Source organism: Clostridium massiliamazoniense, assembly GCF_001403635.1.
Lineage (GTDB): Bacteria > Bacillota > Clostridia > Clostridiales > Clostridiaceae > Sarcina > Sarcina massiliamazoniense.
The window spans coordinates 388,065-402,971 of the sequence record NZ_LN879466.1 but is presented as its reverse complement, the minus strand read 5'-3'; the positions used below and the strand labels follow the sequence as shown (position 1 = coordinate 402,971).

General features: G+C 24.7%; 18 protein-coding genes. 1 reads left to right on the top strand and 17 read right to left on the bottom strand.

Annotation, left to right across the window (positions count from 1 at the left end):
• Positions 1-7: 7 nt before the first annotated feature.
• The 15 genes from ARA19_RS02850 to ARA19_RS02790 form a co-directional block, all read right to left on the bottom strand.
• On the bottom strand, positions 8-1,156 hold the full coding sequence (locus ARA19_RS02850) for a siphovirus ReqiPepy6 Gp37-like family protein (RefSeq protein ID WP_055069433.1): 1,149 nt from the start codon (positions 1,154-1,156) through the stop codon (positions 8-10).
• Entirely contained in the window at positions 1,156-2,019 is an 864-nt protein-coding gene (locus tag ARA19_RS02845) for a phage distal tail protein (RefSeq protein ID WP_055069432.1), read from the bottom strand. The genes ARA19_RS02850 and ARA19_RS02845 overlap by 1 nt, the downstream gene beginning before the upstream one ends.
• A 9-nt stretch (positions 2,020-2,028) precedes the next feature.
• Positions 2,029-5,544 (bottom strand): hypothetical protein, encoded by a 3,516-nt coding sequence (locus tag ARA19_RS02840; protein WP_055069431.1) that lies wholly within the window; start codon positions 5,542-5,544, stop codon positions 2,029-2,031.
• A gap of 4 nt (positions 5,545-5,548) precedes the next feature.
• Positions 5,549-5,695 (bottom strand): hypothetical protein, encoded by a 147-nt coding sequence (locus ARA19_RS17850; protein ID WP_157452215.1) that lies wholly within the window; start codon positions 5,693-5,695, stop codon positions 5,549-5,551.
• A 170-nt stretch (positions 5,696-5,865) separates the two neighbouring features.
• Positions 5,866-6,180: a hypothetical protein gene (locus ARA19_RS02835; RefSeq protein ID WP_055069430.1), complete on the bottom strand. Its 315-nt coding sequence runs from the start codon at positions 6,178-6,180 to the stop codon at positions 5,866-5,868.
• A gap of 175 nt (positions 6,181-6,355) precedes the next feature.
• Positions 6,356-7,015, bottom strand: a complete 660-nt coding sequence (locus ARA19_RS02830; RefSeq protein WP_197276555.1) for a hypothetical protein — start codon at positions 7,013-7,015, stop codon at positions 6,356-6,358.
• Positions 7,008-7,415: a hypothetical protein gene (locus ARA19_RS02825; protein ID WP_055069429.1), complete on the bottom strand. Its 408-nt coding sequence runs from the start codon at positions 7,413-7,415 to the stop codon at positions 7,008-7,010. Before ARA19_RS02825 ends, ARA19_RS02830 begins: the two co-directional genes overlap by 8 nt.
• 85 nt (positions 7,416-7,500) lie before the next feature.
• A complete protein-coding gene (locus tag ARA19_RS02820) occupies positions 7,501-7,821 on the bottom strand; it encodes a hypothetical protein (protein ID WP_055069428.1) in 321 nt (106 codons plus the stop codon).
• Positions 7,815-8,111 (bottom strand): phage head-tail connector protein, encoded by a 297-nt coding sequence (locus tag ARA19_RS02815; protein ID WP_055069427.1) that lies wholly within the window; start codon positions 8,109-8,111, stop codon positions 7,815-7,817. Before ARA19_RS02815 ends, ARA19_RS02820 begins: the two co-directional genes overlap by 7 nt.
• Positions 8,105-8,233: a hypothetical protein gene (locus ARA19_RS18080; RefSeq protein ID WP_278321659.1), complete on the bottom strand. Its 129-nt coding sequence runs from the start codon at positions 8,231-8,233 to the stop codon at positions 8,105-8,107. Before ARA19_RS18080 ends, ARA19_RS02815 begins: the two co-directional genes overlap by 7 nt.
• 76 nt (positions 8,234-8,309) lie before the next feature.
• Entirely contained in the window at positions 8,310-9,572 is a 1,263-nt protein-coding gene (locus ARA19_RS02810) for a phage portal protein (RefSeq protein ID WP_055069426.1), read from the bottom strand.
• A 394-nt stretch (positions 9,573-9,966) separates the two neighbouring features.
• Entirely contained in the window at positions 9,967-10,386 is a 420-nt protein-coding gene (locus ARA19_RS02805) for a hypothetical protein (protein WP_055069425.1), read from the bottom strand.
• Between the two features lie 51 nt (positions 10,387-10,437).
• Positions 10,438-10,728 carry a single-stranded DNA-binding protein gene (locus tag ARA19_RS02800; RefSeq protein WP_055069424.1) on the bottom strand — a complete coding sequence of 97 codons (291 nt, stop codon included), beginning with the start codon at positions 10,726-10,728 and terminating at the stop codon, positions 10,438-10,440.
• Positions 10,729-10,842: 114 nt separating this feature from the next.
• Complete coding sequence (locus ARA19_RS02795) at positions 10,843-11,595, bottom strand: hypothetical protein (protein ID WP_055069423.1); 753 nt, start codon at positions 11,593-11,595, stop codon at positions 10,843-10,845.
• Positions 11,596-11,597: 2 nt separating this feature from the next.
• Positions 11,598-11,798 carry a helix-turn-helix domain-containing protein gene (locus ARA19_RS02790; protein WP_055069422.1) on the bottom strand — a complete coding sequence of 67 codons (201 nt, stop codon included), beginning with the start codon at positions 11,796-11,798 and terminating at the stop codon, positions 11,598-11,600.
• Positions 11,799-12,075: 277 nt separating this feature from the next.
• Here ARA19_RS02790 and ARA19_RS02785 point away from each other — a divergent pair, with 277 nt between their 5' ends.
• Positions 12,076-12,471, top strand: coding sequence for a helix-turn-helix transcriptional regulator (locus ARA19_RS02785; RefSeq protein ID WP_055069421.1), 396 nt, complete (start codon positions 12,076-12,078; stop codon positions 12,469-12,471).
• A 24-nt stretch (positions 12,472-12,495) separates the two neighbouring features.
• Here ARA19_RS02785 and ARA19_RS17390 read toward each other — a convergent pair whose 3' ends face one another.
• Both ARA19_RS17390 and ARA19_RS02780 read right to left on the bottom strand, forming a co-directional pair.
• Positions 12,496-12,636 (bottom strand): hypothetical protein, encoded by a 141-nt coding sequence (locus ARA19_RS17390; RefSeq protein WP_157452214.1) that lies wholly within the window; start codon positions 12,634-12,636, stop codon positions 12,496-12,498.
• Positions 12,637-13,384: 748 nt separating this feature from the next.
• Positions 13,385-14,905, bottom strand: a complete 1,521-nt coding sequence (locus tag ARA19_RS02780) for a response regulator transcription factor (protein WP_055069420.1) — start codon at positions 14,903-14,905, stop codon at positions 13,385-13,387.
• Positions 14,906-14,907 lie beyond the last annotated feature (2 nt).

Below are 14,907 nucleotides of genomic sequence, written 5' to 3'. Positions count from 1 at the left end.
GACCTCCTTAGTATTGTTTATTTATTTTTTCTAAAATTGTTGGTAGTGGATAACCGAATGTTAATGAAATTTGTTGACCTTGTACACTCCAGTTTTCTGTTACTGCTGTAATAACTAGATTCTCATTTAAATCCCAATTTTTATTAATACAACTAATTTTATCTCCAACATAAAAATTTTTCTTATATTTTATATCAGCATTCATGTTTAATTTACCTGCAAAATTTTTGGTTATTTCACTAGTTGCCAAGTATTGCTCACCCACTGCAGTCAAAATGTGTTGATAATTATCGGATGTCAAATTTAATTCAGCTCCATTAATTATAGGATCATCTCCACATATTCCAATTTCAAATCTATTTAAGCCTATAGCCATATTATTTCCAATAACAACCAATTTAGGTGTTTTATTTCCTTCTAATGTTCCATATACATATGCTACATTGTTGAAATTAACATTAGTATGAGTAAATGATTCTCCCATGATATTATTTAAATTGCTAGAAAATATTATAGGAGTATTATTTTCGTTATTTTCTAAATATAAGTTTTTTCCTTGAAATAATTTGACTATATATGTTTTATCATTTGGAGACATTAAAATTTCTAGTCCAATATAAAATTGAGATAATAAAGTTGTTAGTGCCGATGATAAAGTTGAGTATTCACTTTGAGGACAAAATGTAGTATTTAAATTTATATCAATATTTTCTAAATATAAATTAGGGATAATTCTATTTCTATTAGATGGGTTTATACACTCCGTATTAAGAAGTTTATAGACAATATTACTTATAGAATCTGTGATATTATAATTTTGAGTTAATACTCGTTGATTAAACCAAGTAAACAAACTTTTTCCTTGTATTTCTAGCCCTTCCACACCTTTATTATTAATTTTAATTTGTTTATAAGTAATAATGTAAGGTTCAAGTAGATAGTTAGATGATTCTAAAATATTATTTGTTGATTTAGTAATTAAATTACCTACTTTTAATAACTTAATCGTATCAGTAGTTACAGGCACAGTTAATTCAAAAGTTCCTGCTTTAGAGAGATACTTTGTCATTTCCAGAGTTTCTATAGTATCAATTATACCTAACACATTAAAATTTTTATCCCAGATAGTAATATAAAAATCTTCTAGTAAATTCATTAAAATACCCCCCAATAAGCTTGTTTATAAGTTATGGTTATATTTAAATTTCCTTTAAGTTTTTCATTTACACAAGAGTACGTAAAAGTATTTAATCCTGGATTAAGCATTAACCATGAAGAGATTTGAAAATCAAAATTTGATATTATATTTTGTCCATTTAATAGTACACTTTTATTTCCAAACTCAGTACTTATGGTTAAAACGTCACCTGGTTGTAGTATCGTATTTATTTTTAATTTTTTTCCATCTTGAACTCTAATGATTTCAGGGTTTTGTATAGTTGCTAGACTCGTAATAGTAAATTTCATAGGTATAGGAACATTACATTCATTGTAAATATTAGTTAATACATTATCATCCTTATGACCATAAATAAATCCATGTTTAGGAATAGAAATTGGAAATTTAAATTCATTTACATAAGGACTTAAAGAAACTATAGTTGGTTCTAATGCATACCACAGTGTATCTGGAGCTAATATATCTATAGAAAATTTAATAAAAAATCTATTATTATTACTATGTCCTATCCCCCATTTAACTAAGCTTTGACATTTTCCTACTAAAGAAAATTTATTATCTAAAATTACTTGTAAAGATGAAAAAGGACTAGTTAAATTCAATAAGATTTGTTTTTTATTACTTAAATCTAGTTCTGATTGTCCTATAGCAGTTCCTGTAATATTAATAGTTCTTGAATTAACATTGGTAGATTTAACATATTCTCCAATTTGTTTGATAGTTTTAGAGGTATTATGTTGTACTACACAATTATCATGTATTATTTCATTTAAAATAAAGTTTTGCGAATCAAATACTAATGATATATTAGTATCTAAATTAATTAATTGTACTTCCATATATACCTCCTAATAAAATCCATTAGCTAGCTTTCTACTAGCATCAATCATTTGTCTCTTAGCTTCAAATGGGTCAATAGGTTCGGGACTATAGAAATTATATATATTTCCACTACCAGCTTTAGCAATTCCTTGATTATAAGATTGAGCTTGTTCAGCTGTTAGAATCATTTCACCCTTATGAAGCTCTGCACGGTAACCATCCCAAGGTACATATGCTAATCCAGTAGCATGAGAACCATCTGCTGAACTAAATGCATTTTCAGCCCAAGTTATAGCATGAGATACATCATTATCTAATGAACCTATTGCACCACTTAACCATCCAGTTACTCCACTCCATGCTCCTTGTAAGCCACTTAGCAAAGAGTTACTTAAATTACTTCCTGCTGAATTCATTGAAGCAGACGCAGTACTAGCTGCTTGAGGTATTCCTTGCACAGCACTATGCCACCAATTACTTAAAGAACTAAATCCATTTTGCATTCCTGTTGTAGCACTTTGCATATTATTACTCATAGTACTATTAAGAGCTCCTGAAATATTTCCTAATTTAGTAGGTAATCCATTAGCACCATTTTGCATTATATTATTTGCTGAATTCATACCTGTTTGAGTAGCATTATTAACAGAGTTCATTGCAGATGAAGTAATAGCACTTAAAGGAGAAAGACCATTTCGTAATAAATTTGCTGGCATACGTGATTGGCTATTAAAGTTACTGTTTATATTATTCCAATTATTTGAACACACTCCTGATACTTTGCTCATATTGGATTGGGCAATTCCAGGTAATGATGATAAGTTCGAGTTAGTAACACTTTTTATAGTTGATAATGAACTACTTGTAGTCCCCTTAATATGATTTAAATTTCTTGAATATACCTGAGACATTTTGTTCATATTAGATTTTGTTATATTTGACAATGAATTTAAATTAGTGTTAGTTGTAGTTTTTACTGTACTTAATGTACTTTTAGTTTTTCCTTCTATTGCATTTAGTGCATCATGAGTTATATTTTTTATTCCTAAAAAGTTATGTTTCCAAGCTTCATGTAGTGCAAAAGTTCCAGCTTGCATTGCCATCATACCTTCACCAACACCTGGTATTAAATCACAAATCCCCCCTAATGCATCCATTACTGGTCCGCCACCATCTGCGAATATACTAAGAGCATCTGAACCAGCACCAAGCACGCCCTTAAGTTTACCAAATAATCCGGTACTATGTTCAGTTACTTCTCCAAGATTAACTAGTGGCTCTTGAGCTTCCTCAGTAACCTCGCTAGCATCAGCAATAGAATTTTTTAAAAGATTTGTTTGCTTATCTAAATTATCATTTTTTTCAGCAGCAGAAGAACTTTTATTACCCATATTTTCAATTGATTCACTTAAATTATTATTTTCTTTAGTAGACTCTCCTGCCTCATTACCTGATTTATTTACGGCTTCATTATAATTATCAATATTTTTAGTAGACCCGTCTGCCTCATTACCTGATTTGTTTATGGATTCATTATAATTATCAATATTTTCAGTAGACCCGTCTGCATCATTACCTGATTTATTTATGGCTTCATTATAATTATCAATTTTTTTAGTAGACCCGTCTGCATCATTACCTGATTTATTTACGGATTCATTATAATTATCAATTTTTTTAGTAGACCCGTCTGTCTCATTACCTGATTTATTTACGGCTTCACTATAATTATCAATTTTTTTAGTGGATCCGTCTGTCTCATTACTTGATTTATTTATGGCTTCATTATAATTATCAATTTTTTTAGTAGACTCGACTGCATCATTACCTGATTTATTTACAGCTTCATTATAATTATCAATTTTTTTAGTAGACCCGTCTGTCTCATTACCTGATTTATTTACAGCTTCATTATAATTATCAATTTTTTTAGTAGACCCGTCTGTCTCATTACCTGATTTATTTACGGCTTCATTATAATTATCAATTTTTTTAGTAGACCCGTCTGTCTCATTACCTGATTTATTTACGGCTTCATTATAATTATCAATTTTTTTAGTAGACCCGTCTGTCTCATTGCCTGATTTATTTACAGCTTCATTATAATTATCAATTTTTTTAGTAGACCCGTCTGCATCATCACCTGATTTTTTAAAAAGTAGCATTAAAAGTGATATACCCTTTGTTAATCCACCAATAGCTGTTGTAGTATAAGCTATACCTTTCATAAGTGGTCCCATAGCAACTGCTGCAATCCCTAGTCCGATTACTAAATCTTTGCTGCCTTTATTTAAATGATTGAACCAGCTAGCCAACCCTTCTATTTTTTGAGACGCTGTAATTACAATAGGAACTAAAGAATCTCCAATTGTATCTGATGTATTATCTAATATTGATTTAGTTTTAATCCATTTGCCTTGATTTGTATCTAGTAAACTTCCTATGCTACCATAAGTTTTATTTAAATCACCTTGAGCTAATTTTAAACGAACAGTAGCTTGTTGCAATGGAGTTAAATTTGAAAATGTATTATGATATCCTAGCTTAAGTGCCTCTGAATTTAATGCAGTTTTGCTAAATGATATACCTAGCTGATCACAAACCTTTGTGTTTCCCTCCATTATTCCTAATGCCATTTGGCTAGATGTTTGAAAATCTTTGCTTCCATTTGATGCTAACATTATATGTGAAGCTAATTGTGTATAACCTTCTGAAAGTTTAGATGATTGTTCGTTATTAGCACCCATACTTTTTGCTGTAAATGAAAAACTTTCAGCACTTTCTATTGCAGCACTTCTAGCAATCCCCATGCTATTAATCGAATTATTAGCCCATTTCTCTATTGATTCAGAACTTTTACCAAAAGCTTTATTAGACATTTGAATAGCAGAATCAGTATGTAATACTGATTCAAAAGCATTCTCTTCAAATTTCTTTAATGGATCTGTCAATCCTTCAATAGTTTGACCTAGTACTAGGGTCTTTTTCCCTGCATCCATAGCACTATTGCCAAAACTATTTAATTTATCTGATGATTCAATAAAATCAGCTTGACTTTTATTAATTTCTTTTATAGAACTAGATATATCACTCTGAAAATTATCACATTCTGAAGATAAGTTAGTTAGCGTATCTTGTAATAATCTAAATTCTGAAGTAATATCTGGAAGAATATCATATAAATTATCTAATTCCTCTATTGTTCTGGTTGTTTCGGGAAGTTCAGGAAATTGTATTTTTATTGATTTTTTAGATAACTCATTTAATTGAGTTTTTAGATTATTAACTTCAGATAATGTTTGTTTTAAATTTTCAATATCTATATTACCATCTATATCAGATGATGATTTTAGTTCTTCTAATGCACTATTGATTTTAAGTACTGAAGCAGCTATAGTTGAAAAAGAGTTTATATTTTCTTCTGATTCATTAGAAATCAATTCTTCTAATGAAGTTAAATTATTTTTTAAATCATTAATATAAACTTCAGTATCATTAAGATTGTCTAAATCGATTTTAATATTCACTTCTTTATTACTCAATTATTTACCTCCTTTCCATTTCTTTTTGTTTTTTTCTTATTGAATTTATATCAGCCTTGTGTTGTGTTAACTCATTTAAATTTTTCAAAAAGTTTCTGCCTTGTTCCGTAGACTTTTGGTGATATAACCATGCATCTCTTCTATAGAGCATGAATTTAAAATAAGGTAAATTCTCTATTTCTAGAAAATTTAACCCTGTATAATCTTTTATCTGCTTTATATTACTTGTAAAAATCTCAAAATCTTTATTATATTCCCATTCATCAATATCAAAATATCTTTTTATTATAGCTGACCTATATTTATGAGGAATAGGAATATCTAGTTTTTTTCAATACCTCTTATTTGATTTAATATGAATTCTGTTAACATATTAATTTGATAAGCATTAATTTTAGATTCTAATTCCTCAATAGTAAATAATACTTTATCTAAATTAGTATTTAAATAAGCAATAATTAATGTTAAATCCGCATTTCTTTTTGCTTCTTCATCTTTAGAGTTAGTAATCTCATTAAATATATTCATTAAGTCATTCCTTACTTTATAAGTAATTGGAGGAATTAAATACTTTGTTCCTTTAAGCGTTAATTCTGTATTTTTATCATATTCATCTAAATTTAATTTTGTATTCATTTTATATTCCTACTTTCATTTAATATTTTATTGAACTTAGAGAGCTATAAATAATGGGCTATATCAAAGCAGAATAAAAATTCTTTTTAGAGATAGCCCATCATATTATTTAATATTCATATTTGATTTTACTTCTTTTATATTATCTAAAAATTAGATTTTAATATAAATTATCCTATTTATCATTAGGAGTATTGCTTACACTATTTGAAGGATTTAAGTTATTAAATTCTTCTTGACTTAATTCTTCTCTAAATTCTGCAAAAAAGTTTTTAAAGTATTGAACTGCTTGAATTTCAGCATCTATAGATGTAGCTTTATCACTAAAATCTAAACCAAATCCATTTCCTCCTTGTCCAACCATTGTGAATCTAATTGGTAAACCATTTTCTTTTATATAGACAAATCTTAATAAAATTGTATTTAATGCTCCTGATCCAGTAAATACAACTCTTCTTTCTAGATTATTTTCTGTTGCTGGCACAAATTTAGCATTAGATAAATTTGATATATTTTCTAAGTCCCATGATAAAATTCCTGTTTTAAATGAAAAATCTTCTCTTGTTATAAATCTTTTTACAAGTTGATCATATTGATTATATACTTCTGTTAATTTAGGTTTATATTGAATTTTAGCTCCAGATTCACACCAGCCAACATTATATTTATCTACTTCTATTTCAGTATCATTTGGTATTGATGTAATTTCTTCAATAGGCATTATATATAATGCTCCTCCACCTAATAATATAGTGTCTCCACCACCATTAGCTAATCCTGTTCCATATGTTGTTCCATTTGAAAAAACTCCTGTTGAGCTTCCTGTATTATTCATGTAAATACCTCCATTTAATTAAATAATTTGAATTAATTTGATATAATTGTGTCTCCTCTTTATATGTTGGGGGAGTCCCTGTCTTTATTTGAGAATTGAACTTAATTTTGTCATAAAAAATAAATTCTGAAGTTGTATTAAAGTCTAAAATTTTGTTTAATACAGTTTGTACATTAACCATATTATTATAGTTTGTACCTATTATATTTATTGATAATTGGCTTTGCTTTTCTAAGCCACCTTTTAAATCTATATATTGATATTCCATAACTGGATTAGTAAGATTACCTATATTTTCATCTGGTATTAATGCATAAATAGGATAAAGATTATTTTTTACGTTAATAATATCATTTAGTTCGTTATTATTAATTAAATATTTTATTATTGATTGTTGCATAATATCAGTCCTTTTATTAATAAAATTTTACATCTAATAATATAAGCAAACATAAACATAAAAATATTATTAAGAAAAATCACGATTAACCTTCAAGTACTTTTAAGCTAAGCAAGTTCCAAAGCCCATCAAATTCACCTACATCCTCTATTAGATATATCTTATTAGTACTAGGAACATAAATTCTATTACTACTTTTTTTTATTATATTTTTATATTTAGTTAAGGCTTTATATGTTATTAGATATACTAAAGAGCCATTCACAATTGTAGTATTTTTTATTTTATTAATACTTATTTGAAAAGAATCAGTATTAATCCAATTTTCTATTGGCTCTAGTAATTCATTTCTATTAATTTGTTTAGTTTGTAAAATTGCTTTAACCATATTTCTATTACTTACCATGTTATCACCCTATAACTTAAAATCTGTCTTCTTAATCTTGCAGAAATATCTCTTTTCCATTTATAGATTATTCCATTATGATATTCAGAATATATACCTTCTGAACCCATTTTATTCCACATAAGTATAACTAATTCAATGATTATATCTCCAGCTGATGTAGGGACTATAGTTAAATTAGTTTCAGATAAAAAATATTGAGTAGCTTTATTTATATAATATTTTAAAATTTCATTAGCTCGTACATCATTTTTATCAATATTTAGAAGTAATAATAATGTATCTAACATAAAATTCTACAATCACTTTGTGCTTCCCAATAATTTAATTTATTATCTATACAATTAGATAGTGTATATGAAATTTTGGAATATACTAAATTTGAAAAATTAATATTAATTATATTTTTCATTTTTCTCATCTCCTTTAAGATTTAATAATTTTACACTATAAATTGGAATTCTGTTTAAATAAATGAATCTTTCATATTAATTAATATTTTTTGAACTGTTTTGTAAAGTATTTCTAAGGAATTCAATTTTAGCTATATTATTTATTGTTGTACCTTTTGTTTCTAAATATTTCTTAAAGAAGTATTGTAAGTCATTAAATCCTTTTCTAAATTCTCTTTCAAAATTTGCACATTTTATATCTAATCCTTTGTATAATAATTTTAAATCTAATTCAGATATAGAAGATTTTGTTTCATGATATATATTGACTGAATTAGATATTTCCATTACAGTGTCTTTTAATGTTTTAAACATATTTAAAGAACCGTCATAATTTATAGGATTACTTATAGACTTAACTTTGCTACCATTCCCATCTACATTTTGAGTTAATATAAGGCCATATAACTTTATATTATTTAATAATATATCAGGATCAGAACCATTAGCATTTTCTATTACTAATATATTTTCTCTTTGTTGTTCTATAGAATTTATTGAATTACTAAGTACTAAATCCATAGCATCTATTTGTTCTTTAATTTGTTCAATATCAGGTTGTTCATTAAGATTATTTTTAAACGCTATAAATGGTACTTTCCCCCAGTTACTTATTGGATTATTATACTCTACTGTTTCCCCAATATATTGTCCATCCAATATATCTAATAAATTACTTGAATCTAGTTGTGTAATTTCACTTTTATTTACTTTAAACTTTTTCATATCCGTTTTAGTCCAATATTCTATAATTGTCATTAGTTGAGGCTTTGATAAATCAAATTCTTCTAAACTATCATATACCCTAATCATTGCATTTAAAGATGTATGAAATTCATCTTCCCACAAAGGAACACATTGTTGAGAAGGAACCATCATAAATTTAAATTCATTGTTTTCATCTATATAAACTTGCAACCAACTAATTCCTTCATTTGAACTTTTTGTTCCTAATATAGGTAAATAATAATTAAACTCATTATCTATAAGCATAGATTCAAGTTCTGAAAGATAAGTTTCATCATTACAACTAAATTGAGGTGGTATAGATAAAGAATAATTTACCTTTTGATCCACAATAAATTTGATGTAATTGAAATAAAGAGTATTATTAGGCTGATTTTTATTTTCAATTTTTTCTCCATTATTAAGATGTTTATATTGTTTTTCAAATAAAATATCGTGTTTACCTTTATAGTAATTCTCACCAATAGTCATCCATTTAAATTTATCTGATTCTATAAAATCGTTATAAATTGATAATAACTCTGTTTGATTTACACCTAAAGTACTGCTCAAGTTATCACCTCCTTAAAAGTATAAAATTAAAATAGCATTTATAATTGACATGGATTTAAGGAGTTATATGCTACTTTATATGAATAATTGAAACAATTTTTCTCCTTTTTTCATATAAGAAATAATCCTCATACATTCTTTTATTTTTGCTAATTTTATTTAAAGTAATATTTTGAGTTAAAGCAAATTTTATGATGTAAATAACCTTTTCCTTTCATTAGCATTTCTACTATTTAACCAATATATAAAAAAAAGACCACTGATTAGGTGGTCTCGATGAAAAAGATAAAATTTAATATTATCTTACAATATCATTATAACATGAATGATATACAATTACGTCCTCACTTTTTTTGTATTTTATAACGAAGTTTAATATTATATTTTTTTGAAATTATAAATTTTGATTATTAATCATATTTTGTATTGTATTTAATATTCTTTCAATCCTACTATTAACACCATTAGCTGTTAAATGAACTTTTTCCCCTATTTTAGATAAAGTTAAATTATATTTATATTTCCCTTCTAGTATTTCTCTATTTGTACCGCTACACATATTAAAATAATATTCAGCAAATTCTATTTCTCTTTTACAAAATCGTATTTCTTGTTCATATTGACTTATTTTTTCTTCAATACGTATATAGTTGTTTGCTACAATATCGGAAATTTTGTTAGTTTTACTTGTTTTCTCACCTATTTGAAAAGCTTGTACATCATAATCATCTTTTAAATATTTTAATTCTAATTCTAAATGACCAAGCAATTTTTTATTATTAGTATATTCTTTTAATATATCTTTTACAATCATTGTATCTCTTCCTTTTTATTTAATATTTATCTATAATTTAATTTTTAATAATTAGTCTATGGGAAATGAAAATGTTTGAACGACTACTGTTGTTGCATAAATATTTTTCTTATATAGCTTTGATTTTATAAAACCATTTATAATAATACTATCATTTTTTTTAAATAACCTTAGAATTAATTTAGCTGTATCATTTAATGCTATACAATTTATGAAATAATTAATTTCAGTCTTTATTTGATCATGTATTGATAATATAAAATTACACGAAACTTTTCCTGATTTTGTTATATGAAGTTTTGGCTTCTCTACAAATTGCCCTGATAATACTATTTTATTCATTGAAATCTCCTTGATTTAGTATTTTAATAATAATTTATATATAAATATTTTGTTAATGTGCTTTAATAAACTTCAAGGGATATTCATATATAAATTAATAATATATTATTAAACTTATTCTTTTATAAAAACTAATTTTTTATTTAATGTATTTTGTATAATATTTATATATTTAGTTGGCATATTATTAATAAGAAAATCAGAAGCTTTAACAATTATTTCTCCATCTTCTTCAATCATAATTGTATCTGCAAACCAAGTTGAATATGCATAATCACTAACTGAAGATAATAGTATAAATATTATTTCTTTTATAGATTTAGATGTAGATGAAAGTTTAATGTTATTTTTTTCTTTTAATACTCTAATATTTTTTATAGATGAATGTTTTAATAATTTTATATTTTGGTTAAACATTTTAGTTTGACGGGGTAACCTTTTATGTTCAAACCTACTAAATCTATTCGTTAACCCTATTAAACTATCTAATTCAGTACTCCTTTCATCATTTTCTAATATATTTTTAGACTTCTTCTTATATTGTAAATCCCAATATTTCTCTCCTAAACTATAAAAAGTATAAGTACCTTTACTTGTTTTTTCACATTTATAAGTAAGTACTTTAGCATCTTCTAGTTGTTTCAAATATCTCCTTAATACAATTTTTGATTTTATGCCTAAAATAGGTAAGTTATTTAATATAGCTTCATATTTTAACCAATACATTTTTTCACCATTGAACACTTTGGTTACCATTAAATCAGTATTTCTAAAATCCTTAAAATAATTGAGTAATAGTAAATGATTTATATTAAGTTTCAGGTTTACTGCTACTTTTTGATCAAAACCTAAGATTGTATATTTCATTGTTAATCCTCCTCTAATATTAAAAGATTAAGTAAATCTTCAATATTTATATTTAATATTTCTGATAATTTAATAAGATGATTTTTTTTTAATGGTGTTCTCCTATTTTCTAATCTAGAATAATATTCTCTAGAATATCCCATTTTTTTAGCTACATAACTAGCTTTTAAGCCTCTTTCATTTCTAATTTCCTTTAAATTCATAATATTGCCTCCTGTGATTTTATTATGTCACAAATTTGTAAAATATAAAATTTTTATTTATTCTAATTTAATTGAATTAATAAGATATTTCTTCTATTTTCTTTTTATTTCTTTCTCAGTCACAAATACGTGAATTTTTTTCTAAAACGTTAATTATATAAAGTATTTGTAAATAATTTAAGCAAAAAAATAAATAATCCATTAAATTATTAGAAAATGTCACAAAAAAGTGATATTATAAAAGATAAATCGTATATAATTGAGAAGGTGTAGTAGTATGAATAACGAATTTAAAAATCGATTAGAGAAATATAGAGAAGAATGTAATTTAAATAAGAAAGAAATGGCAAAAAAGCTTGGAATATCTAGATCATTATATAGTATGTTGATAAACGGAAGTAGAACCCCATCAGATCAAGTTATAGAAAATCTTGTAAAAATTAGTGGAAATAATGAAGCTTATTGGACCTTTGGTATAGATATATCTATGGATGAATATTTAAAAGAAAGGGAGAGTTTTAAAACTCTGAAAGAAATATCTCTTTCATTATTTAAAAATGGCATAATAACAAAAGAAAATCCTTTAACAGATTATACACAAGAAATTTTTTTAAAGGCATTAGAGGCAGATCTTATTTGTTTTTTAAATAAAATAAGTAATAAAGAGAGTTAGAACAATATATTCTAACTCTCTTTATTACTTATTACATTTATTTTTTTTATTTTTTTTTAGAAGAAGATAAAGTTTTTTATCAATTTCTCTTTCAATGCAAAAAATCTTTCTTAACATTTCATCTTTAATATACTTATAGGTTTCTTTCTTATCTTTAGACTCCAATTTAGTCACTTCCTTAAGAATTAAATTTCTAATTAATATACACCCCGTAATAGAAAAGTTCATAGAAATAATATAACATATTTAGGATTTAATACAATTTTATCTTTTTTAATAATTTACTAAAATGGAATATAAATCTTTAAATATAATAATTTGTAATATAAATGATTAGTTTATAATATTTAGATATTTTTTTAACTATAAATATTTTTTTTATCTAAAATTTTTACTATAATTATTAATAATAGAATTTTAAGTATTATATTTAGCAAAATTATTAATTTTAAAAATTAATAATTTTACAAGAAAATAAATAATATATTATATAAAAATATAATTTATATAAATTTAAAAAATAATAAGTATATTCATCCAGCATTAAACATTCCCAAAATTTAAATTAATTACGATAAATATCATATAATTTTACAAAAAAATTATTAATAAAATATCAACATCTTAATTTTTATAATTTTATATTTTTTATAATTTTTGGAATATCTTTGAATAATATTATATTTATTATATATAAAATTAAATCCTTTAAACTTTTTTTATTTTATTTACGTGATATAACTTTATTTAATTCGCCCAGCCGTATCTACATACTAATCATTTCTTATGTTTAATAAGATATTATACTCATTATTAAAATTAATCTAATATATCTTCATAACATGTATTATCCCTTTACAAAAATATTATCTTAATAAAAATAATTATTTTAACTCTTCTATTAATTTTGAAATTAATAATTTTTCATATCTCTTAAAGTTGATGGTGATACTCCAAAAAATTTCTTAAACTTTCTATAAAAATAGCTTGAATCCATATAACCAACTTCTTTCGCAATATCATTTATTTTCATGTTAGTTTCTAAAATCAATTCCTTTGCTTTTAAATTTTTAGTTTTATTTAGATAATCAGAAAATGAACATCCAACCTCTTTATTAAATATTTGTCCTAAGTAAGAGCTATTTATATTATATTGATTAGCCAATGTTTTAAGGCTCAAATCCTCATAATATCTCTTATTAACAATATTAACTATTTGCTGAACAACAGGACTATATTTTACAGTATTAGAATACATAACTGCCATAAGCTCGTCCATTTCACTGATTATAAAAGCTTTAACACTTTCTCTTGTGCTTTCATTACATAATTCTATAATTGTTTCACTTAAACTCTCTCTTGTATACTTTTTTCCAACTTTAAATTCATCTAAAATTTTATCTACTAACAATATTATTTTTATTGATAAATCATAAATATTTTTAGGAGTTAAGTTTTTATTATCAAAAATAAATTCTATATGTGCTTTTAATTTTTCCTTATCTTTTTCTATAATAAACTTATTTATTTCATCAATTTCTTGATTAAAGTTCAATTCTTTATATTCCATATTTGAAACCATAGTCTTATTAAAAACTATGTTTGTCCCTTCTGTTAGCATATACTTTTTTAATTCTTTAGCAGTAAAATAACTTTCTTTTAAATCATCTATTATGTTTACTCTAGAACCTATTGATATGAAAAAATCATAATCTAAATTATCTAAAAGTTTTTCTCTTAGTTTATTATAGGAATTTAAAATATCATTATCTGTGAAATCCTTACTCCAACTGTTGATTATAATAATTTGTCCATCAAATTGATATAAAACTTCATATTGACCTTCAAAAATATTTTCAACTAAATTATCTATATTAATATATAAATTTTTATCCTTTTTACTATTTATAAAAATATTACTTACAGTATAATTTTCTTTATAAAAATCTACATACATATCATTTTTTATTCCTATAATTTCTTTTAGATCATATTTACCATTTAAAAAAGCTAAAAGTTTTCCTGTCTTATCAAGACCTTTATTAATAATAGTTTTTTCTTTATTCATATTATCAACAAGTTTTTTTAAAGCTTCCTCTAATTCCTCTTCATCTATTGGCTTTAATATATAATTTTCTACACCGTACTCTATAGCCTTTTTAGCATAAGAAAATTCATCATAACCACTTAAAATTATAAATTTTACATTATGACCAGTATCTTTTAATTCTTTAACTAACTCTAAACCTGTTTTATTTGGCATGTTTATATCTGTAACTATTATATCTACAGGACTTTCATTAAACTTTCTAAGTGCTTCCTCACCATTTTCAGTACTTTGAACTACTTCTAATCCTAAAGCTTCCCAATCTATAATATTTCTTAAACCTTCTGTTATAAAAATCTCATCATCTACTAGCATAACTTTTCTCATAA